At 57.6% G+C, this 20,224-nt stretch carries 25 protein-coding genes and 1 other RNA gene; 12 read left to right on the top strand and 14 right to left on the bottom strand.

Annotated elements, in window-relative coordinates:
* Positions 1 to 32 precede the first annotated feature (32 nt).
* Positions 33 to 1,319 carry a guanine deaminase gene (gene guaD, locus ACR3FC_RS13965; protein WP_480475785.1) on the top strand — a complete coding sequence of 429 codons (1,287 nt, stop codon included), beginning with the start codon at positions 33 to 35 and terminating at the stop codon, positions 1,317 to 1,319.
* Here the strand turns inward: guaD and ACR3FC_RS13960 are convergent.
* From ACR3FC_RS13960 to ACR3FC_RS13950, 3 genes are all read right to left on the bottom strand, one after another.
* A complete protein-coding gene (locus ACR3FC_RS13960) occupies positions 1,316 to 2,650 on the bottom strand; it encodes an 8-oxoguanine deaminase (RefSeq protein WP_480475783.1) in 1,335 nt (444 codons plus the stop codon). The two genes, guaD and ACR3FC_RS13960, sit on opposite strands and share 4 nt — an antisense overlap.
* 114 nt (positions 2,651 to 2,764) lie before the next feature.
* Entirely contained in the window at positions 2,765 to 3,556 is a 792-nt protein-coding gene (hisN, locus tag ACR3FC_RS13955; RefSeq protein WP_480475781.1) for a histidinol-phosphatase, read from the bottom strand.
* 45 nt (positions 3,557 to 3,601) lie between these two features.
* The gene (locus ACR3FC_RS13950) at positions 3,602 to 3,973 is read right to left on the bottom strand and encodes a helix-turn-helix domain-containing protein (RefSeq protein ID WP_480475779.1); all 372 of its coding nucleotides are present in this window, start codon (positions 3,971 to 3,973) and stop codon (positions 3,602 to 3,604) included.
* A gap of 340 nt (positions 3,974 to 4,313) precedes the next feature.
* Here ACR3FC_RS13950 and ACR3FC_RS13945 point away from each other — a divergent pair, with 340 nt between their 5' ends.
* Positions 4,314 to 5,270: an NADPH:quinone oxidoreductase family protein gene (locus tag ACR3FC_RS13945; protein ID WP_480475777.1), complete on the top strand. Its 957-nt coding sequence runs from the start codon at positions 4,314 to 4,316 to the stop codon at positions 5,268 to 5,270.
* 6 nt (positions 5,271 to 5,276) lie between these two features.
* On the opposite strand, the gene ACR3FC_RS13940 is transcribed toward ACR3FC_RS13945, so the two are convergent.
* Entirely contained in the window at positions 5,277 to 6,158 is an 882-nt protein-coding gene (locus tag ACR3FC_RS13940; RefSeq protein ID WP_480475775.1) for a LysR family transcriptional regulator, read from the bottom strand.
* 127 nt (positions 6,159 to 6,285) lie between these two features.
* Between ACR3FC_RS13940 and ACR3FC_RS13935 the strand changes: the two genes are divergently transcribed.
* Positions 6,286 to 6,495 carry a YjiS-like domain-containing protein gene (locus ACR3FC_RS13935; protein ID WP_480475773.1) on the top strand — a complete coding sequence of 70 codons (210 nt, stop codon included), beginning with the start codon at positions 6,286 to 6,288 and terminating at the stop codon, positions 6,493 to 6,495.
* A gap of 183 nt (positions 6,496 to 6,678) precedes the next feature.
* A complete protein-coding gene (locus ACR3FC_RS13930) occupies positions 6,679 to 7,455 on the top strand; it encodes a Bax inhibitor-1/YccA family protein (RefSeq protein ID WP_480475771.1) in 777 nt (258 codons plus the stop codon).
* Positions 7,456 to 7,640: 185 nt separating this feature from the next.
* On the opposite strand, the gene ACR3FC_RS13925 is transcribed toward ACR3FC_RS13930, so the two are convergent.
* From ACR3FC_RS13925 to ACR3FC_RS13915, 3 genes are all read right to left on the bottom strand, one after another.
* Positions 7,641 to 8,147, bottom strand: a complete 507-nt coding sequence (locus ACR3FC_RS13925; RefSeq protein WP_480475769.1) for a hypothetical protein — start codon at positions 8,145 to 8,147, stop codon at positions 7,641 to 7,643.
* 216 nt (positions 8,148 to 8,363) lie between these two features.
* Positions 8,364 to 8,531, bottom strand: a complete 168-nt coding sequence (gene rpmG / locus ACR3FC_RS13920) for a 50S ribosomal protein L33 (RefSeq protein WP_037309480.1) — start codon at positions 8,529 to 8,531, stop codon at positions 8,364 to 8,366.
* Positions 8,532 to 8,658: 127 nt separating this feature from the next.
* Positions 8,659 to 9,366: a DUF533 domain-containing protein gene (locus ACR3FC_RS13915; protein WP_480475767.1), complete on the bottom strand. Its 708-nt coding sequence runs from the start codon at positions 9,364 to 9,366 to the stop codon at positions 8,659 to 8,661.
* Positions 9,367 to 9,644: 278 nt separating this feature from the next.
* Here ACR3FC_RS13915 and ACR3FC_RS13910 point away from each other — a divergent pair, with 278 nt between their 5' ends.
* From ACR3FC_RS13910 to ACR3FC_RS13900, 3 genes are all read left to right on the top strand, one after another.
* Complete coding sequence (locus ACR3FC_RS13910) at positions 9,645 to 10,280, top strand: DUF1326 domain-containing protein (RefSeq protein ID WP_480475765.1); 636 nt, start codon at positions 9,645 to 9,647, stop codon at positions 10,278 to 10,280.
* A 14-nt stretch (positions 10,281 to 10,294) separates the two neighbouring features.
* Positions 10,295 to 11,137, top strand: coding sequence for a DUF2182 domain-containing protein (locus ACR3FC_RS13905; protein ID WP_480475763.1), 843 nt, complete (start codon positions 10,295 to 10,297; stop codon positions 11,135 to 11,137).
* Between the two features lie 66 nt (positions 11,138 to 11,203).
* Positions 11,204 to 11,536 carry a GYD domain-containing protein gene (locus tag ACR3FC_RS13900; protein WP_480475761.1) on the top strand — a complete coding sequence of 111 codons (333 nt, stop codon included), beginning with the start codon at positions 11,204 to 11,206 and terminating at the stop codon, positions 11,534 to 11,536.
* Positions 11,537 to 11,542: 6 nt separating this feature from the next.
* Here the strand turns inward: ACR3FC_RS13900 and rnpB are convergent.
* From rnpB to gatC, 5 genes are all read right to left on the bottom strand, one after another.
* Positions 11,543 to 11,940: RNase P RNA component class A (gene rnpB / locus ACR3FC_RS13895), an RNA gene on the bottom strand.
* A 124-nt stretch (positions 11,941 to 12,064) separates the two neighbouring features.
* Complete coding sequence (locus tag ACR3FC_RS13890) at positions 12,065 to 12,784, bottom strand: N-acetylmuramoyl-L-alanine amidase (protein ID WP_480475759.1); 720 nt, start codon at positions 12,782 to 12,784, stop codon at positions 12,065 to 12,067.
* Positions 12,735 to 13,439 carry a hypothetical protein gene (locus tag ACR3FC_RS13885; protein WP_480475757.1) on the bottom strand — a complete coding sequence of 235 codons (705 nt, stop codon included), beginning with the start codon at positions 13,437 to 13,439 and terminating at the stop codon, positions 12,735 to 12,737. The genes ACR3FC_RS13890 and ACR3FC_RS13885 overlap by 50 nt, the downstream gene beginning before the upstream one ends.
* 39 nt (positions 13,440 to 13,478) lie before the next feature.
* Positions 13,479 to 14,966, bottom strand: a complete 1,488-nt coding sequence (gatA, locus tag ACR3FC_RS13880; RefSeq protein WP_480475755.1) for an Asp-tRNA(Asn)/Glu-tRNA(Gln) amidotransferase subunit GatA — start codon at positions 14,964 to 14,966, stop codon at positions 13,479 to 13,481.
* 3 nt (positions 14,967 to 14,969) lie between these two features.
* Positions 14,970 to 15,257 carry an Asp-tRNA(Asn)/Glu-tRNA(Gln) amidotransferase subunit GatC gene (gene gatC, locus ACR3FC_RS13875; protein ID WP_480475753.1) on the bottom strand — a complete coding sequence of 96 codons (288 nt, stop codon included), beginning with the start codon at positions 15,255 to 15,257 and terminating at the stop codon, positions 14,970 to 14,972.
* A gap of 228 nt (positions 15,258 to 15,485) precedes the next feature.
* Between gatC and ACR3FC_RS13870 the strand changes: the two genes are divergently transcribed.
* Complete coding sequence (locus tag ACR3FC_RS13870) at positions 15,486 to 15,644, top strand: hypothetical protein (RefSeq protein WP_480475751.1); 159 nt, start codon at positions 15,486 to 15,488, stop codon at positions 15,642 to 15,644.
* Between the two features lie 157 nt (positions 15,645 to 15,801).
* Positions 15,802 to 16,365: a DUF4202 domain-containing protein gene (locus ACR3FC_RS13865; RefSeq protein ID WP_480475749.1), complete on the top strand. Its 564-nt coding sequence runs from the start codon at positions 15,802 to 15,804 to the stop codon at positions 16,363 to 16,365.
* A 75-nt stretch (positions 16,366 to 16,440) separates the two neighbouring features.
* Here ACR3FC_RS13865 and ACR3FC_RS13860 read toward each other — a convergent pair whose 3' ends face one another.
* Positions 16,441 to 17,112, bottom strand: coding sequence for a ceramidase domain-containing protein (locus ACR3FC_RS13860; RefSeq protein WP_480475747.1), 672 nt, complete (start codon positions 17,110 to 17,112; stop codon positions 16,441 to 16,443).
* A 59-nt stretch (positions 17,113 to 17,171) separates the two neighbouring features.
* Between ACR3FC_RS13860 and ACR3FC_RS13855 the strand changes: the two genes are divergently transcribed.
* Together ACR3FC_RS13855 and ACR3FC_RS13850 are read left to right on the top strand one after the other, a co-directional pair.
* Positions 17,172 to 17,864 carry a metal-dependent hydrolase gene (locus ACR3FC_RS13855; protein WP_480475745.1) on the top strand — a complete coding sequence of 231 codons (693 nt, stop codon included), beginning with the start codon at positions 17,172 to 17,174 and terminating at the stop codon, positions 17,862 to 17,864.
* Between the two features lie 7 nt (positions 17,865 to 17,871).
* Positions 17,872 to 18,843, top strand: coding sequence for an adenylate/guanylate cyclase domain-containing protein (locus ACR3FC_RS13850; RefSeq protein ID WP_480475743.1), 972 nt, complete (start codon positions 17,872 to 17,874; stop codon positions 18,841 to 18,843).
* Positions 18,844 to 18,868: 25 nt separating this feature from the next.
* Here the strand turns inward: ACR3FC_RS13850 and ACR3FC_RS13845 are convergent, their stop codons facing one another.
* Positions 18,869 to 19,327, bottom strand: coding sequence for a nucleoside deaminase (locus ACR3FC_RS13845; RefSeq protein ID WP_480475741.1), 459 nt, complete (start codon positions 19,325 to 19,327; stop codon positions 18,869 to 18,871).
* Between the two features lie 61 nt (positions 19,328 to 19,388).
* On the opposite strand from ACR3FC_RS13845, the gene ACR3FC_RS13840 reads away from it, so the two are divergent.
* The gene (locus ACR3FC_RS13840; RefSeq protein ID WP_480475739.1) at positions 19,389 to 20,204 is read left to right on the top strand and encodes a pseudouridine synthase; all 816 of its coding nucleotides are present in this window, start codon (positions 19,389 to 19,391) and stop codon (positions 20,202 to 20,204) included.
* Positions 20,205 to 20,224 lie beyond the last annotated feature (20 nt).

Below are 20,224 nucleotides of genomic sequence, written 5' to 3'. Positions count from 1 at the left end.
GCGCGGTCCCAAACAGGTGGAGAACAGGGCAAATGGCGCAAAAGACGCTTTTGAAAGGGCACGTTCTGAGTTTCACAGGCTCACCCTTTGACGGAGAGCCAACCGAAGCGACCCGGCTGGACGAAGCGGTCGTGATTGACAAAGGACGCGTTGCCGATGTCGGCGCGTCCGATGCGCTGATGCGGCGTCACCCTGATGCCGTCATCAAGAACTATGACAATCACCTGATCATTGCGGGTTTCGTTGACCCGCATGTGCACTACCCGCAGACCGCCATGATCGCCAGTTGGGGGAAGCGGTTGATCGACTGGCTGAACACCTACACCTTCCCCGAAGAGATGAAGTTTGGTGATCCTGAATACGCCTCTGAAATCGCCAACCGTTATCTGGATCTGACTGCCGCCCATGGCACCACGACGATGTGCAGTTTTTGCACCATCCACCCCGAAAGCGTGGATGCCTTTTTCACTGCCGCGCAGCAACGGGGACAGCGCGTGGTCGCGGGCAAGACCTGTATGGACCGCAATGCGCCTGAAGGTCTGCGGGACACGGCCCAGACAGCCTATGACCAATCTGCCGCGCTGCTGGAGAAATGGCACCGTGTCGACCGCCTGTCCTATGCCATCACGCCCCGGTTTTCGCCCACGTCCACCCCAGAACAGCTTGAGGCCATGGGCGCGCTTTGGGCGGAACATCCCCATTGCCTGATGCAAACACACCTGAGCGAGCAGACAGACGAAATCGAGTGGGTCCGCTCCCTGTTCCCCGATGCCCGGGACTATCTGGACACTTACGAAAAGTTCGGGTTGCTGGGGCAGAACGGACTTTATGGGCATGTCATCCATCTGGAAGACCGGGAACGCGATCGTCTGCGCGAGGTTGATGCGTCACTGATCCACTGCCCCACCTCGAACACCTTCATAGGGTCGGGTCTGTTCGACATGAACGGCTTGATCCACGATGGCCACCGGATCGGTCTGGCCACCGACACCGGTGGCGGATCAAGTTTTTCAATGCTGCGCACCATGGCTGCCGCTTATGAAATCGGTCAGTTGCGCGGGTGCCCCCTGCATCCGGCGCAATTGCTGTGGCTGGGTACAGTCGGGTCGGCGCGCAGCCTGCGGATGGATGATTGCATCGGCAACATTGCGCCGGGAATGGAGGCGGATCTGGTCGTGATTGATCTCGCCTCGACCCCGGCCATCGCCCAGCGCGAGGCTTGTGCAAACGATGTTTGGGAGGCAATCTTCCCGACCATCATGATGGGTGATGATCGGGCTGTGGCCGAGGTCTGGATCGGTGGGCGGAAGGCCGCTTAGGCCTGCAACGCCTTGGCAAGACTGTTTTGACGCTCAATCACGCGGGGCAGGTCAATCGTCGTGATATGCCCATCCCGCACGATCTGGCGGCCTTCTACAAACAGGTGCTTTACCTGCATCGGACCGGCCAGAAGCAGTGCTGCCGGGTCCCAACTGCCTGCGCATTCGATACTGCGCATATCCCAGACAGCGACATCCGCGCGTTTTCCCGGCATAAGCCGCCCGCAATCAGGACGCCCCAGCACATCGGCCCCGCCACGTGTTGCAATCTCAAATGCTTCGCGGGCCGACATCGCATCTGCCCCATTAACCACCCGCTGCAACAGCAGTGCCTGCCGGGCCTCAAGCATCAGATTACCGTTGTCGTTACTGGCCGAGCCATCAGCGCCGAGGCCGACCTTTACCCCCGCATCGCGCATCGCCCGCACCGGCGCGATGCCTGATCCCAGACGGCAGTTCGAACATGGGCAATGAGCGACACCGGTTTTCGTACGCGAAAACAGGTCAATCTCGGCCCCGTCCAGCTTGACGCAATGAGCGTGCCACACATCCGGGCCGATCCAACCCAGATCTTCGGCGTACTGACCGGGCCGACAGCCGAACTGAGCCTGTGAATAGGCGATATCTTCATCGTTTTCAGCCAGATGTGTATGCAACATCACGCCTTTGTCCCGTGCCAGAAGGGCGGCATCTCGCATCAGGTCCCGGCTGACCGAGAACGGTGAACACGGGGCCAGACCTACGCGGCACATCGACCCTTCGGACGGATCGTGAAAAGCATCCACAACGCGGATCATGTCGTCCAGAATAGCAGTTTCTTCTTCCACCAGGCTGTCCGGAGGCAGGCCGCCATCGCTTTCACCGATGCTCATCGCGCCACGTGTCGGGTGAAATCGCATCCCCAACTCGGATGCGGCAGCAATCGTGTCCTCCAGCCGCGATCCATTGGGGTAGAGGTACAGGTGATCGGAACTGAGCGTACAGCCTGACAGCGCCAGCTCTGCCAAACCGATCTGGGCCGAGGTGAACATCTCGTCTGGTCCGAACTTCGCCCAAATCGGATAAAGTGTTTGAAGCCACCCGAACAGCAATGCGTCCTGCCCGCCCGGCACCGCGCGGGTCAACGTTTGGTAAAGATGGTGATGAGTGTTCACCAGTCCGGGTGTCACCAGACAGCCCGAAACATCGTGAACCTCGCCTTGTGTCTGCAATCCGTACCCGATCCCCGCAATCTGGCCTTCGCGGATCAGAATGTCAGCCCCGGGGAGTTCCTGCCGGGACTCGTCCATCGTCAGGATCAGGTCAGCGTTTTTGAGTAGGATTTCCGTCATGTCGCGCTCCTGCATCTGCCCGTCTCTTGCAAGGAGTGCGAAGGTCGGCGGAAAACGGGCTTAAGAACCGACCGTGTATTATGTACCCGTCATCGGGATCTGCTACAACAGATTTCAGAACCGACGCAGGATCTGAAGGGCCTCTGCATGAATCTCTGCGTTGGCTGCGGCCAATGTCCTACCGCCCTCATGCGCCGGGCCACCTTGCCAATCGGTCACAATTCCGCCTGCCGCCTGAATAACCGCGATAGGCGCCTGAATGTCATACGAGTTCAGCCCTGCTTCGATCACCAGATCTGCCTGCCCAGCGGCCAACAAGGCATAAGCGTAGCAGTCCATTCCATATCGGGTCAGTTGCACCTGTTCCGATACGGCCTGAAACCCGGCCCGGTCATCCGGGGTGCCGACTTCAGGAAAAGTGGTGAACAGCGTCGCCTCCGCCAGAGATTTCGTCCCCCGGGTTTGCAGCTTACTGGTCCCCAGTGGCCCTGTAAGATGCGCACCAGCTGTCGATCCGACAAAGCGTTCGCCAATATAGGGCTGATCAATCACTCCGATGATCGGCCCGTCTGCTGTGCTGAGCGCGATCAGAACGCCCCAGGTTGGTGTGCCACTGATAAACCCGCGCGTGCCGTCGATGGGGTCCAAAACCCAGGTTCGGCCACTGCTGCCCTTGTGCGCACCGTATTCTTCGCCCAACACGCCATCTTCGGGGCGCAACCGGGACAGCACCTCTCGCATGGCTTTTTCGGCGGCCCGATCCGCCGCGGTGACGGGGTCAAACCCTTCGGTCAGCTTATTCGCAGTTTCCAGATTGGTCTGACGAAAAAAAGGAAGAATGGCCGCGCGTGCCGCTTCGGCCATTTCTTCTGCAATTTCAATGTCGCTTAAACTCGCCGGATGCATGGCACTCTGGTGCGGGCATTACCTGACAAAGTCAAGCCAGTCTGATCAGGCGACGTCGCTGAGGACACGTGCAAGTTCAAACAGGCGGCGGCGCTGGTTTTCCGGAATTGCGTAGTAAGAGCGTACAAGATCCAGGGCTTCTTTATCGCCCATCAGATCAGCTGGAACAGATTTCTTGTCCGAGCTGCTTTTCTCTGCTTCTTCCAGACCTTCGAAGAAGAAGCTTACCGGTACGTCCAAAGCCTCGGCAATGTCCCACAGGCGGGACGCGCTGATTCGGTTGGCTCCGGTCTCATATTTCTGGATTTGCTGAAACTTGATACCAACTTGCTGCGCCAATTGTTGCTGGGTCATCCCAATCAGCCAGCGGCGATGCCGAACGCGTTTGCCCACATGGACATCGACGTGATGAGTCATTGGTATTCTCCTCTACTACACACACATTTGTACGGGATCGAGCGACGTCCGAGATCGCAATACCAACAGGGGCTTCCTTAACCGCCCCCTAATCCGGACTGTGCCGTCCCCCGTTACCAGCACTGATAGTCTATATTGCCCGTTTTGAATTTTTTTTCAAGCTGGTTGAGTCGATCCCCCCTCACAAGGGCTGTGGTTGTATGTGTCAAAAGCCCTGTGCGCTTTTCGCTTGCCCCGGTTGGACATGCGACAGATTTTCAGTCGTTTCAGGACGCCGCGCATAAGGAATTGACATCTTGTACAGCCGACGTGCCAATGCCCGAAACACGTGAGGAGCCACATGAAGGCCTTTTGTATTCGATCCGAGGGAGCAGTTGCCCAGCTGTGCGATGTACCGAAACCCGAGCCGGGTGAGGGTCAGGTGCGGGTGGCGATCAAAGCCTGCGGTTTGAATTTCGCTGATCTGTTGATGCAGAAAGGAACGTATCAGGATACACCGCCTGCGCCGTTTACTTTGGGAATGGAAATAGCCGGTGTCGTGGATGCCATCGGTCCAGGTGTGCCCACCCTGAAACCGGGTGATCGGATCGCCGTCTATTCTGGTCAGGGCGGGCTGGCAGAGTATGGCGTTTTCGACGCCGATCGCGCGATCCCGTTGCCTGACACGACCCGTTTCGAAGATGCCGCCGCGATCCAGATTGCTTATGGTACCAGTCACATGGCCCTTGACCACCGCGCCCGGCTGCAACCCGGCGAGACGCTTCTGGTAACCGGAGCAGCAGGCGGCGTTGGGCTGACCGCGGTTGAGATCGGCAAGCTCATGGGCGCCACCGTCATCGCACAGGCCCGCGGCCCTGAAAAGCTGGCCGTTGCCCGTGCGGCGGGGGCCGACCACCTGATTGATACCTCAGAGGATCTAAGGGATCGGGTCAGATCGCTTGGCGGCGCGGATGTCGTCTATGATGCAATCGGCGGCGATGTGTTCAAGGCGGCCTTCCGCGCCACCAATCCCGAAGGCCGCCTGCTGCCCATCGGATTTGCCGGCGGCGATGTTCCGCAAATCCCTGCCAATCATCTGCTGGTCAAGAATCTGACTGTGATCGGTTTTTACATTGGCGGGTATCTGAAATTCCGGCCAGAAGCCGTGCGCGAAAGTTTTGACACTCTTTTCCGCTGGCACGCCGAGGGCCGTATCAATCCGCACATTAGCCACGTCTTGCCTCTTGATGAGGTCGCGCAGGGCATGCGGTTGCTGAAAGAGCGGAAATCGACAGGCAAAATCGTGATCACCCCCTGACCACAATCAGCCCACTACGGCACGCAGCTGCGTCCCCCCAAGAAGGCGGAAGTTCTGACGTACCAGTTGTGCCAGCGCTTCGACAACCGCGTCTCGACCCGGTTCGCCACCATACAGGTTGATCATATGCGCAGGCAGGTCCGGTAACGCACCCCCGCTTTCGATCTGTTCAAGATGTGCGGCTTCGGTACCTTCCAGTGCCGCATACACTGCCAGATCAGCACTGACTGTGGCCTCGATTGTGCGGTCGTTTTCAGTTTCCACCGACAGTTCCCAGGGAATACCGGCTGCATCCAGCGCAGAGATCACCTGTGGTCGAAACAAGCAGCGACGTCCAAGTGCCAAAGGCAGCGGACGCTTGCGCCAGGCCGATCCACCCGGCGCACCTATCCAGCGCAAGGGCAGCTCTGCAATGGTTTCCGCACCGTCCACCGACGACGGTTCCGTGGTCAGGATCACGTCACATTCGCCGCGTTTGTACATGTCTTTCAACTGCAAGGAATAAGACGAGACCAACTGAACTCGGACCCGTGGGAAATCCGCGTTGAACCGTTGCAGGACCCGTGGGATGGCCGGGTAAACTATGTCGTGAGGAACCCCCAATACCACCTCACCCTCAAAGGCCTGATCGGTCAGTTTCGAGATGACCTCATCATTCAATGCGATCATACGGCGCGCATAGGCCAGCAGTTGCTCGCCAGACGCGGTCAGGGCAATCGTTCTGCCACTGCGGTCCAACAACTGAAGACCAAGCAACTCTTCCAGCCGTTTCAACTGCATCGAGACCGCAGATTGCGTCAGATGCAGAAATCCGGCAGCGCGAGTCACCCCACCCTGATCCGCCACCGCAACAAATGACCGAAGGGTTGTGATGTCCAGATTCCGCATCTTCACGATTCCTTATGTGTTTCATCAAAAATATTCGTTTTAAAAATATGTCATACTCCCCCATATCAATCAAGGAAATTGATGAAGACGAGATAAACCATCGAGAATGCACGAAAGGACAATAAATATGACCCAAATTGCCATTCATCACCATTGCAATCCCAAGAAGCAATCGCTCGGCACTATCATCAGGCGTGCTGTTTCCCTGAAGCGTCAACGCCGTCGGCTGGCGCGACTTGATGATCGCGCCCTTCAGGACATCGGAGTCTCTAGATCAGAGGCTGATGCCGAAGCCAGACGTTTCGTCTGGGACGCGCCGGAATTCTGGCAGAAATGATGCAAATACATATCTTTAGTTCATGAGTGGCGGTCACGTGTTGCGGATCGCCACTTTTGTTGCGTAAATTAGTAGGTTTTCCGCGGTAAATACTTGAAACACAGCCCTGAGTTGCCGATATTTGCCTAGAACGCTTCCCTCATAGCAGGGGGGCTGAATAATTATGTAAAGGGAGACCCTTTGATGGCACAATTCGACACGATCCGGACGGCGGCCGGCGCGCGCGCTGCCGAGATTGATGAGGGCCTGCGCGCCCATATGAACAAAGTCTACGGCACTATGTCCGTCGGCATGCTGATTACGTTCGCAGCAGCCTGGGCCATCGCGGGCCTGGCAACCACAAGCGATCCGTCAGCCGCGGCGGCACAGTTGAATGCCGATACCTATCTGACATCGCTGGGCTATAGCATTTACGCGTCGCCCCTGCGCTGGGTCATCATGTTTGCACCTTTGCTGTTTGTTTTCGGCTTCAGCGCCGGGATCAACCGCATGTCGGCAGCCGCCGCACAGCTGGTGTTCTACGTTTTTGCTGCGGTGATGGGCATTTCGATCAGCTGGATCTTCCTTGTTTTCACCGGTGAGTCGGTCATCCAGGTCTTCCTGATCACCGCAATCGCGTTCGCGGGCCTGTCCCTGTACGGTTACACAACCAAGAAAGACTTGTCCGCCATGGGCACTTTCCTGATGATGGGCCTGATCGGCCTGATCGTCGCGATGGTTGTGAACATCTTTCTGGCGTCTTCGGCGGTTGCCTTTGCAATCTCGGCCATCGGCGTTCTGATCTTCGCGGGCCTGACCGCCTACGACACCCAGAACATCAAGACCACATACCTGCAAATGGCCCACAGTGGCGATCAGGAATGGCTGGGCAAGGCTGCTATCATGGGTGCATTGAAACTGTACCTGGACTTCATCAACCTGTTCATGTTCCTGCTGCAATTCCTGGGCAATCGCGAGTAATTGCATACCATTGGTATGGGGAAAGGCCGGTCATCAGACCGGCCTTTTTTCGTTTTGAACCAACTGGTGATAGAGCTTGTCCGGCGCACAAGTTCTACCGGAAAAGGCAGCGATGTACGCGCGCCCGGTCAAGAAAAAGCCCCCGCTAGATCGGCGAGGGCTTGATACATCAGAAGGTAAAAGACTTAGCTACAGTTCAACGGTACTGCAAAGCCCGAACTACGCTCGGACGTGCCTTTGCGGAACACATCGCCAGCAGGTAGACACCCGGTGAAACGCTCGGCCTCTTGCGCAAAACCAACGCCGACCGAGTTGTCGACCTTAACGCTGTTCGTCGGCGTACGAAGGACACCATACAAGGTTCCGTTGACACTGACGGTGCTCAAGAACAGATTCGTATCGCTGCCCTGTAGCTGGACCGCATTGCCCGGCGTCTGCCCGCCATTGTCGATGGCAACGGACGCCACCTTGGATGGATCCACTTCATCAACCAAGAGAGTGACGGTCTGAAGCTCTGCCAGTTCGGCAGGGACGTTCGTTTCGGGCGGCAGAAAAGCGACGGCTCCGGGAACGTCGGAAATCGTGCGGGGTTCGCCATCGATTCCGGTAAACCCGACACCTTTGCGGTTGAACGGGTCTTCACAGGCCGCCAAAGTCAGAACGGCTATTGTGGATAACAAGATTTTTTTCATGGCGGTCAACATTTTGTGGCGGTTTGCTCAAGCGTACTTGCAGGTCGGCACAAAAAGCAAGCCACAGGCCATGCGATTGCATCGGTGGCTGATGCGCTCCTGCAACGGCCCCAAGTGGGCAAGTTGATGTTTCTGGCAACCAACCACCGGAATTCAGCACGAAAAAAGGCTCTGCCAAGCAGAGCCTTTTTGGAAAGTCCAAATGGAACGGAAAGATTACTTGATCTTGCCTTCCTTGTACTCGACATGCTTCCGAACGACCGGATCGTATTTACGAATGGTCATTTTCTCGGTCATGGTGCGTGCGTTCTTTTTGGTCACGTAGAAGTGGCCCGTGCCCGCGGTCGAGTTCAGACGGATCTTGATTGTCGTCGGCTTCGCCATGGTTATCTCCTGCGTCCGGAAAGGCAGGGGCCTTTCGGTTGAATTCCTATGAGCGTGCGCTTTTACGCGCTACGCCGTGCATGTCAAGGCCAATCGGACAATCCCAGCCCAGGAATCGGGCACAGGTTCAACCCGGTAACGTTGGTGCGCCCATATAGTTGTGAATCTGGTCTCTTTCACCGTCCGAAAGGCCCAGCGCAGTGGACAATTGCCGCAAATATGCGGCCTCACGATCATTGTCCAACCGTATTGCCGCCAGAGATGTCGCATAAATCTGCGTTCTGAGAGGCGCCCCAGAATCAGCTGCCAGACCCATTACGTCGACGGGTGCGTTCAGTTGTTCCTGCACAAATGCGCGTTCTTCGTCGCTGATGTCATCGCCCAGTTCACCCAGGATCGTTTCTTTCTCGTGTTCATCCAATTCGCCGTCTGCCTTGGCCGCCTGGATCATTGCCCGCAACATAAGCTTGGCCTGAGCTTCCATCGCGGCACCGGCTGGTGTTCCGCCAAACACCGTCTCCATCATGTCGGTAGTTTGCTGGCTACCAGTTCTGGCCGCCCCCTGCATCGCATTCAAAAGCCCGCCAAGACCGGCGGCACCGGCGGTACTGCCACCCAACCCCATCTTGCCCATCATGTCCTGAAGGCCTGTCGCACCTCCGGGAAGGCCGAACTGTTCGGCCATCTTGCCGAGTTGATCCATGCCAAGGCCACCGCCTGCGCCTTGCATCATGTCCTGCAAGCCAGCCATTCCGCCCATTTTCTGGTATTTTTCCAGCCCCTTCGCGGCTGCGAAACCAACTGCAACGGACGCAAGTGTCTTCATAAAGCTCATGACAATCCTCCCGGTTTTTAAAAATATGCCCCAATTCTATCAGAGGAATGCAAAGGCGAATACCACGTTCAACCCCCACGGGATTCTGGACTGTATTTCCAAGCCGGTGAGGACCGGACGGCAGTGACTAAGTTTGTACATATCACGATATCGTGATAGGTTTACCGCGACTGATACGTCCAAGAGGCCGACTTCAGGCTCGACGGCCAAGGCAGTGTAAACAGGTAATGCCCGCGCGGAGCAGTGTTGTTTTACGCAGCTTTTCTTGGGGGGCTATCATGACAGAGTGGGTTATTCAGGGCGAAGAACTGGCCAATTGTAATTGCAATTTCGGTTGCCCCTGCCAATTCAGCGTTCTTCCATCTCATGGCAATTGCGAGGCAGTGGTCGTTTTCGACATCGAAAGCGGACATTATGGCGATACTGATCTGGCAGGTTTGCGGGCAGCAGGTGTTTATCACTGGCCGGGACCGATCCACGAAGGCAATGGTCAGATGCAACTGATCATTGACGAAAGTGCTACAGCCGAACAGCGCGCAGCATTGCAGGCCATCATGACCGGCGAAGACACCGATGAAATGGCGACCATGTGGTACGTTTACAGTGCGATGGCACCGACGAAACATGAAACGCTTTTTGTACCGATCGAATTGAACTGGAACCGCGATAATCGCAGTGGCTATGCCAGGGTTCAAGGGGTCTTCGACGTCGAGGTCAGCCCGATTCCTCATATCGTATCGGGCGCTGCGCACAGGGCATCGATCCAGTTGCCGAACGGCTTTGAGTACCGCCACGCCGAGGCTGCCTCGGGGTCGGCCAAAACAACGGGTGGTGAGATTAGTCTTACCTTTGACGCCACGCACGCTCATCTCGCACATCTGAACCTCTCCGGTCACGGTGTTCTGGGCGCGTAGCCGGAGACCCTCTCATGACCAGACAGAGTGCGACAGCCCCTGCCGGGGCGATTGAGCGGCTGTTGAGGCAGGACAATGCAATCGTGTTGGGCAGCGTCCTTCTGATCATTCTTGCAGCCACCTGGTACACAGTTTCCGGCGTCGGGATGAATATGTCTGCGGTCGAAATGACCCGCATGGCAGGCCCGGTTGGAGAGCCCATGCAGATGGGTTCCGCAACCGTCTGGAGCTTCGGTTACACCCTGCTCATCTTCCTGATGTGGTGGATCATGATGATTGCCATGATGACCCCAAGTGCCGCGCCAGCCGTGCTTTTGTTTGCCGCAACAAAGCGAATGGGTTCTGAGAAAGACCGTGCGGCAAAGTTCAGCCTGTGTTTCCTGTTGGGCTATCTGGTGACCTGGGGTGCGTTCAGCCTGGCTGCAACGGCAATGCAGTGGGAGTTGGAACATATCGGGCTGTCGAACGGGCCGATGATGACAATCCGCTCCGGCCTCTTCGCGGGATGTGTTCTGCTGGCTGCCGGGTTTTACCAGTTTTCGAGTTTAAAGAACGCGTGTCTTCGTTACTGCCAAAGCCCCGCAAGGTTTCTGGCCGGTCACAACCGGCCCGGCCCCTTCGGCGCGTTCAGAACCGGAGCCTTGCACGGCACACATTGCCTTGGGTGCTGCTGGGCTCTGATGTTGCTGCTATTCATCGGGGGGATAATGAACCTCTATTGGATTGTCGGTATCGCCGCTTACGTGGCACTGGAAAAGCTTCTACCCAGGACCAGGTGGTTGGTGCCAGTGTCAGGTGTGACACTGATCGGCACAGGTCTTTGGTTTATCATGGCACCGTTGATTTTTGACATTTGACACGTGACAGCCTTCGGGGTCGGCTGACTGAAAGGCCCTGTAATTTTCGTTAATACGGAGGTTCCAATGCCCATTTTCATTACCTATGCGACTTACTCGCAGGCTGGCGTCAAAGGCATGTTGCAAAAGCCCGAGAACCGCACCGGCCCGGTGAAAGCATTACTGGAGAAAGTCGGCGGTCGACTGTTGTCCTTCTATATGACGACCGGCAGCAATGACGTGGTCGTGATCAGCGAAGCGCCAGACGGAACAGATGCTGTGGCGGTCGGCATGGCAGTCGCGGCATCGGGTGCGGTCACGAACATAGAAACGGTTCGCGCCTGGACCGCGGACGAGTTCGTTTCGGTCACTGAGAAAGCCGCAAGGTTGACGGGGACGTACACGCCGCCCGGAGGATAAAAGGATACGCGCGGAGGGCCTGTAAGCCGGATCTTGTTCCGGGGTTTCCCCCTTCGATGACCATTCCTCTAGGCCGTGCATTGCTGCACGGCTCAAGCTGCCAACCCGGTCCCTCTCGGCCAAGACGCGCTTAGCGGCGGTATCGGCTTGCGCCGACCGGCCCGCGCGGGGACCCTATTTGGCATTGCTCCCGGTGGGGCTTGCCGTGCCGCCACTGTTGCCAGCGGCGCGGTGGGCTCTTACCTCACCGTTTCACCCTTACCCGGGGCCGAGGCCCTGGGCGGTCTGATTTCTGTGGCGCTTTCCGTCGGGTTGCCCCGCCCGGGCGTTACCCGGCACCGTTGTCTTGTGGAGTCCGGACTTTCCTCTCGGGCGTACGCCCCAGCGGCCATCCGGCCCTCCGCGCCTGGGCTGGGTAGGCTTTGTGGTCTGCGGCGTCAAGAGCTGACGGATCAGAGAAGGGGCCAGCCCCTTCTCGGCCTGCGGCCAATTCAACCCCGGGATATTTTTGGCCAGATGAAGAGCGGATCAGGTTGTTATGTCCGACGGGGTGAGCGCATTCATATCCGCCATGTCCAGCGGACCTTTCGCCCAGGGTCGAAATCGCAATCGGACAGCGGCCAGCAGTTTTGCATCGTCCACGGGGGCGGTGAAACCTGCCATCCGAGCAGAGGCGCGAAATGCTTCTGCATCAGGTGACATCGGATCAACTCCTGTGCCGCGCGGTTTGGCCAGCGCTTGCCTTTCGAGCCTGTTCCAGTCAAAGCGCGGCCCAGGGTCGGATTTGCGCCCGGGCGCCATGTCGGAATGTCCGATAACTCCGGACGGAGTAATGGACCAGCGGGTCATGATCAGGGGCAACAGCTGTTCCAACACCGCCATTTGCGGCTGCGAAAACGGATGTTTGCCGGTGTTATCCAGTTCGATCCCAACCGAGCGCGAGTTGATGTCGTCCTTGCCGCCCCATTCCCCTGCCCCGGCATGCCAGGCGCGATCTTCTTCCCGCACCATTTGCCAAAGGGTGCCGTCATTGCCGATCAGGTAATGGGCCGAAACCTCGGAAGCCGGGTCGCACAGGCGATCCAGAGCCGCCAGTGCACTGTCCATGGCCGTATAGTGGATCACGATCAAGAATGGCACCAACCCGCCCCGGCGCTTGCCGAAATTCGGAGACGGATGCCAGATCGGCGTCAGGGCGTCAGTTGTTAACGGCACTGCGGAACGGGCTGGGGTCCCAGCCACAGGCATAGCCGTCGCCGTCTGGGTCCAGACCCTTGCGGTCACGTTGCGGACCGCCGTTGGACAGGAATTCGATCTGAGCCTGATCCGGTGACGGGAATTGCGCACAGTTCCGCTGTGCCTTGGCTTGCAGGTTGAAACCGGAGCGGCTGTAGAGTTGCGTGCCCACCGGATTGGAGGTGCTTAGCGCATATTGTACGATATTCGGCTGGCCGCTCGCCGTGCGCTCAGGCACGGCGGTTGGTGCGACAACTTCGTAGGTCTGGCGGTTTTGTTCAATCCGCGCGGCATCGGATTGGATGCTGCGCCTCTCGGACACGGCCGCGAAGTCCTGCTCGTCAGAGATCGCACTGCTGCTGGAGCCGGAAGCCGGCGACGCGGGGACCGCGGATTGCCCAGACGTGCTGGCCAACGCTGCGGCAGTCTGGTTGGCGATGTCCGCATTCTCACCCGTTGCAAAGGTTGATGCTCCTGACGCGCCCAGTGGTTGCTGGGAAACATCGACCGGAGCCAGCAGCGGATTGACCGCTCCACCCTGGCCGGCCAATTGAGCCTCGCGCCGCGCCTGATATTCAGGCGTGTTGAAACCCGTGCTGGTCAACGGCGCGACATTGGTGCAGGCCGCAGCCAGTGTCAGGGCCGGGACCAAAAGCAAAACACGCATTGTTTGGCTCCGTTTTTGGTAATCCACTTTCCCGAAGGCTTACCACCATTTGCCGGGCTTGGCCACAAATCCGGCTGCGTTTTCCAGCGCATAAGCGGTGTTGAGCAAGTCACCTTCTTCCCACGGGCGCCCGATCAGCTGCAACCCCAATGGAAGACCTTGTGCATCCAGGCCTGCGGGGACCGAGATACCGGGCAAGCCAGCGAGGTTCACGGTAACTGTAAAGACGTCGTTCAAATACATTTGAACAGGGTCCGCCTCGGTCATTTCCCCCAGACCGAACGCCGCCGAAGGGGTTGCCGGTGTCAGAATGGCATCGATGCCCGCGGCAAACACGTCTTCGAAGTCTTTCTTGATCAGGGTCCGGACCCGGCGCGCGCGGTTGTAATAGGCATCATAGAAACCTGCGGACAGCACATATGTGCCGACCATCACGCGGCGCTGCACCTCGGGGCCAAAGCCTTCGGCGCGAGTCTTTTCGTACATCTCAGTGATGCCATCGCCCTGCGCCAGCTGTGCGCGGCGGCCATAGCGAACACCGTCATAACGGGCGAGGTTCGAAGACGCCTCGGCCGGGGCAATCACGTAATAGGCGGGCAGCGCGTATTTGGTATGCGGAAGCGAGATATCGACAATCTCGGCACCCGCGGCTTTCAGCATCGCTGCGCCATCGGCCCAGAGTTTTTCGATCTCGGCGGGCATGCCGTCCATACGGTACTCTTTCGGGATACCGATCTTCTTGCCCTTGATGTCACCAGTCAGCATGGCCTCGAAATTCGGGACGGCCAGTTCGGCACTGGTCGAATCCTTGGGGTCATGCCCGCACATGGTTTCCAGCATGATTGCTGCATCACGTACGTTCTTGGTCATTGGTCCTGCCTGATCCAGCGAGGACGCAAAGGCGACGATGCCCCAACGAGAGCAACGACCATAGGTGGGTTTGATGCCCGTGATGCCAACAAAGGCCGCAGGCTGGCGGATCGAGCCTCCGGTGTCGGTACCTGTCGCCGCCAGGCACAAATCAGCAGCCACGGCAGACGCAGAGCCGCCAGAGGAGCCACCCGGTGTCAGATGCGCATCATCGTTGCCACGGCGCCACGGGCTGACCGCATTGCCATAGGTCGAAGTTTCGTTGGACGATCCCATGGCGAATTCGTCCATGTTCAGTTTACCCAGCATCACCGCGCCTGCGTCGGCCAGTTGCTGTGAAACAGTGGATTCGTATTCCGGCTTGAACCCTTCCAGGATTTTCGACGCCGCCTGCGACGGCACACCCTTGGTGCAAAACAGATCCTTGATACCGATCGGCAGGCCACACATCGACGGTGCGTCGCCACGCTGGATCCGCTCATCCGCGGCCTTGGCGCGTTCCATCGCAATTTCCGGCGTCTTGTGGACAAAAGCGTTCAGCGCATCTGCCTCGTCAATGGCTTTCAGGCAGGCGTCAGTCAGCTCGACAGAAGTGACGTCACCGGAACGCAGGGCATCGCGTGCCTCGGCCAGACCCAGTTTGTTCAGATCGCTCATGTCTTACTCCACCACTTTAGGGACTGCGAAGAACCCTTCGCGGGCATCAGGGGCGTTGGCCAGAACCTTGTCCTGCTGGTTGCCGTCGGTCACCTCGTCCTTACGGCGTTTCAGCCGCATCGGCGTGACCGAGACCATCGGCTCGACACCTTCGACATCCACTTCGTTCAGCTGTTCGATGAACCCGAGGATGGTGTTGAACTCGGATGCCAGCGCCGGGAGCGCGTCATCCTCGACCTTGATCCGGGCCAGTTTGGCCACTTTGGCGGCGGTGCTTTGGTCAATCGACATCGGCTTCCCTCATCTACGTTATGGGGCGTTTACCTGTCTGTCGCGGCAGTCGCAAGACCGCTGCACCACAGGCCGTGGCGAGTTTTTGATCCCCCACATGACACCCGCCATTCAAAACCGAATAAGTGGTATGCAAAAAAGTAAACTGATTAGTTCAATATTGATCTTGAAAACTGAACTATACTGTTCATTTCTAATTGTGCGACACAACGCAAACCGGAGAAAACCATGAAACCCCTGATGATTGCCGCAGTCTTGTCCGCCACCTTTATGGCCGCACCGGCCATGGCCTTGGGTATCGACACAAGCAACCTGACACGCACGTTGACCTTCCCGTCGCCTGTGACGGAACCGGTCACACAGGACAAGGTTAAGCCTGCAAAGTGACGCGCAGGTTCCGGCCGGGTCGGATTTCCCCTCTCTGACCCGGCCAAAGCGCATATTCGAGGGTGCACAGCCCAATCCGAGTCGTTAGCATTGCTGCAAATACCAAAATGGAACTGCATAAGGCACTTGCGGTTCTGACAAGCAAGTGGAGCAGCTGATGAACACGCAAAAACAAGCGGTCTTGGATGCCATCGATGCGGCCAACGCAAATGACCCCAACCGCGATGATGGCCGCCCCGAAGCGCAGCTTTACGGCGAGCGGATGAGCGCAGAGCTTGACCGACTGTTTCCGGGCGCGTCCGACGCCTTGCAGATTGCGGCGCGTGGTCAACATGTGGAGCGGTGGAAACTTGCCCGCGATGAATTCCCGGAAGGTCGGGCGGGTTATCTGGCCTGGCGCAAGGCGCAAGGTGTGCATCACGCGGATGTGGTAATGAGTTTGATGACCCAAGAAGGCTATGACGCCGAGCAGGCCGAAGCCGCGGGTCGCATGTTGCGCAAGCAAGGCATCAAACGCGATGCAGAGGTGCAGGCGCTGGAAGATGTGATCTGCTTTGTATTTCTGAAATGGTATTTCCAGCCCTTTGCGGCGAAACACTCAGCCGAGAAAATCCAAAGCATCGTTGAGAAGACTGCCCGCAAGATGTCGCCCGAGGGCCGCGCACGGGTTTTGTGCGAATTCGACCTGCCGGATCATCTGGCCGCGGCCTTTCAAGACTGAGAAAAGGGCCGCGCCGTTTCACCGACAGAATCATAAGTCTGAAGGATGGTCACGACAGGCCTCCACGACATATGCTCATGATCCACGAGTTTGGGTGAAGCGGCCCCTGATGAGGGCCGCACGATACACTTCGATCATCCAGCCCAGCGTAATGGCATTCAGGATATGCCACATGAAATGTGTCCCCACCGGCCATTGAGCACAGAGACGCATATCGAGGGCACGGAAGGCAATCGACAGGATCAGGATCAACGCCCCGATTTTCAGCCCTTTGGCCAGAATCGGATCACGGTCGCGCAACGCAACAGCATAGATCAGGATCAGCAAAGCGACCGGCGCATAAACCGCCGACCCTCCAAGCCCCGGAACCTGTTGGAAAAGTGGGACAGCAGCAGCAGCATAGGGAAGAAAAAGAAGCATTCCCCCGAACGCCAGCCCCAAAGGCATCCTCCAGATGTTTTTGTTCACCGCAAAGATATAGACCAAAATGAACGACAGTATGGGCGCGACATCCGCCAAAGCCGCCCATACCTGCGCATGCGTGTGAAACAGGTAACTGCCAAACCCGATGATCGCCAGAAGCGCCACCAGAACCTTGGCCAGCGGCATGTTCTGATTGCGCACGCGCCGCCACATGACCCATGCGCAAATCAGAAAAGCAGCGTTTGTGACCGCGTTAACGGGCTCGGCCCAGTAGGCCGGAGACAACCGCTCGCAATACCCGTCTATTTCACGAAACCAATCCATGGAAATTTACTTATCCGATGTTAGGCTGCCGCCAACAGAATGATTGGGAGGAAATAATTATGAACATTATCTGGTTGGGCCATGGAAGTTTCCGTATCGAAACCCAGGGACAGGTACTGCTAATCGACCCCTGGCTGACCGGCAACCCGGTCTTGCCCGAGGAACAGCATGACGCCGCCGTTGATGGCGCCACCCACATCCTTCTGACCCATACACATTTTGACCATGTCGTCGACGTTCTGCCTTTGGCCAAACACCTGAAGATTCCGGTTGTGGGACAATATGACCTGATGGGGTACTGGGCCGAAGCCGAAAGCATCGAGACCATTGGTTTCAACAAGGGCGGTACGGTCAACCTGAACGGGGTCAAGGTAACAATGGTCCCGGCCTCTCACAGCTCGACATTTTCGACACCGGATGGCCTGCGCACGGGCGGCAGCGAGGTCGGCTTCATGATCAGTACCGAGGGCCGCATGGTCTATGTATCAGGTGACACGGATATCATGGCGGATATGGACTGGATGGGGGATTACTACAAACCCGATATCGGCATCCTGTCCGCAGGTGGGCACTTCACCATGGATATGAAAGGCGCCGCCTATGCAGCCAAACGATACTTCAACTTCAAAACTGTGATCCCCTGCCACTACAAGACCTTCCCGATTCTTGAGCAATCCGCTCAGGCGCTGGCAGGTGCTTTGCCGGGTGTAGACGTCATCGAACCGCAGGTTATGCAGGCGATAAAGCTGTAGGGATGATATGACCAGCGACATTGTCCCTTCACCTGAACTGATCGCAGTTGTACGGCGATGGAATCAAGCCGTTCATGACAAGGATCGGGCTGTGCTGGTCAATATGTTGTCATCCTCGGAACACCTGCGGTATCAGGGCTCGGCGGATGAAGAGGCATGGTCCGGGCAGGTGTTTCGCCGTGGCTTCGCGGATCACACCAAGGAAATCCCGGACTATGACTGGCAGGAACATTCGCTGGAAGCTTTTGAATGTGGGGATGTGGGCTGGGCATTTTGCGAAGCGACGCTGACCTTTCATTCGAACGGCAATTCAGCCTGGCACCGCTTTACATTTGTACTGCATCTGGAAGACGGCGTCTGGAAAATGGTGCAGCTGCATGTGTCCAACCCAACCTCGAACATGGAAAAGATCGGCATCGAACATGCGGCGTTGAATGCACTGATCGAAGCCGCAAAGCAGGAGTTCACACAGGATCAGACCGAGGGAACCGCCTCGGTCATGTTCACTGACATTGTCGGGTCGTCAGATATCACCCGGCAATTGGGCGACAAGAAATGGGCCCAGCTTATTTCCGGTCATTTTGATCTGACTGAAAACCTCATCCACGCCCATCAGGGACGGCTGGTCAAATCCCTTGGGGATGGCACGATGTCGATCTTCCCGACGGTCCAGGATGCGATTCAGGCAGCAATCGAGCTGCAAAGAAAGAACGCGTTGGCAAATTCCGAAACACCTCTGGGTCTTCGGATTGGAATTCATACCGGCGACGTCATACAGAAAGATGAGGATTTCTTCGGGTCCGTCGTCAATAAGGCCGCGCGCGTGACAGACGTAAGTGGCCCGAATGAAATTCATGTCACCGACGTGACCAGATTGCTGGTCAGCCCGGAAGGCGGTCTGAGGTTCAGCTCACCAAAATCGGTCGCACTGAAAGGGTTCGGCGGGCAGCAGACAGTGTATCGCCTGGACTGGAACTGACAGTGGTTGTTCTGTCAGATCCCGGTCATTTTTCTATTCGTTTTTCCGCGAAAAAACCCAGCAGCAGGGTTTCACATTCTTTGGCCGCTATGCCGTCATAGACCTCGGGCTTGTGATGCGCTTGCGGGTGGGAAAAAACCCGCGCGCCATGGGCCACGCCGCCGGATTTGGGATCGGACGCCCCATAGTAAACGCGCCGGATGCGCGCGGCCGCCAGTGCTGCTGCACACATGGCGCAGGGTTCCAGTGTCACATAGATATCATGTCCGGGCAGTCTTTCAGATCCGGCATTGGCACAGGCCGCGCGCAAAGCCAGGATTTCTGCATGCGCCGTTGGGTCGTTCGACTCACGCGTCCGGTTTCCTGCCACCGCCACAACAGAGCCGTCCGGCCCGACAATGACCGCGCCAACGGGCACTTCCCCGCGATCCGCTGCAGCGCGCGCCTCACTCAGTGCCTGTTCCATATGCGATTTGAACATCATGCCCCTGACTGCATCAGAAACCTGCCTTTCGCAAGCGCGCGGGATAGGGTATGGCCCAGACATGAACAAGACCCCTCCTCCCGGCGACCGGATCGCCAAAGTCCTGGCCCGCGCCGGCGTCGCGTCGCGGCGCGAGGCCGAACGCATGATCGAAGCTGGCCGCGTGGCCGTAAATGGCAAGGCCATCGACAGCCCCGCCCTGAACGTAACAGAAAAAGACAAGATCGTTGTCGACGGTAAACCGGTCTCGGAACCGGAACCCTCGCGCTTGTGGCTGTATCACAAGCCTGCTGGGTTGGTCACAACAACCCGCGACGAAAAAGGGCGCGATACGATTTTCGACAAGCTGCCCGAAGACATGCCGCGGGTGATGAGCGTTGGCCGGCTTGACCTGAATTCCGAAGGTCTGCTGCTGCTGACTAATGATGGTGCTATCAAGCGCAAGCTTGAACTGCCCGCGACCGGCTGGTTGCGCAAATACCGTGTGCGGGTAAACGGCCGCCCGAAAGACGAAGATTTCGAACCGCTGCGCAAAGGGCTTGTGATTGAGGGAGAGCGGTTCCAGCCGATGACCGTCACGCTGGATCGCCAGCAAGGGGCCAATGCCTGGCTGACCATCGGTCTGCGCGAAGGAAAGAACCGTGAAATCCGCCGCGCGATGGAAGATATCGGTTTTAATGTGAACCGTTTGTTGCGGGTTTCTTACGGACCGTTCCAATTGGGCAATCTGAAGCCGGGCGAAGTCGAAGAAATCCGCCGCCGCGTTATGCGCGATCAACTTGGCCTGGATTCGGATGCCAAACCCGAAGCGGCCCCCAAACGCCCGACGCGACCACAAAGAAAACGCCCGCCCATCGGCAAGAATCCCCGCAAGTGATGCAGGTTCGGCAACCTTCC

Source organism: Ruegeria sp. AF3 (assembly GCF_056536285.1).
Note: the sequence above shows the minus strand (reverse complement) of the source record. Positions and strands in the feature narration are given on the sequence as shown.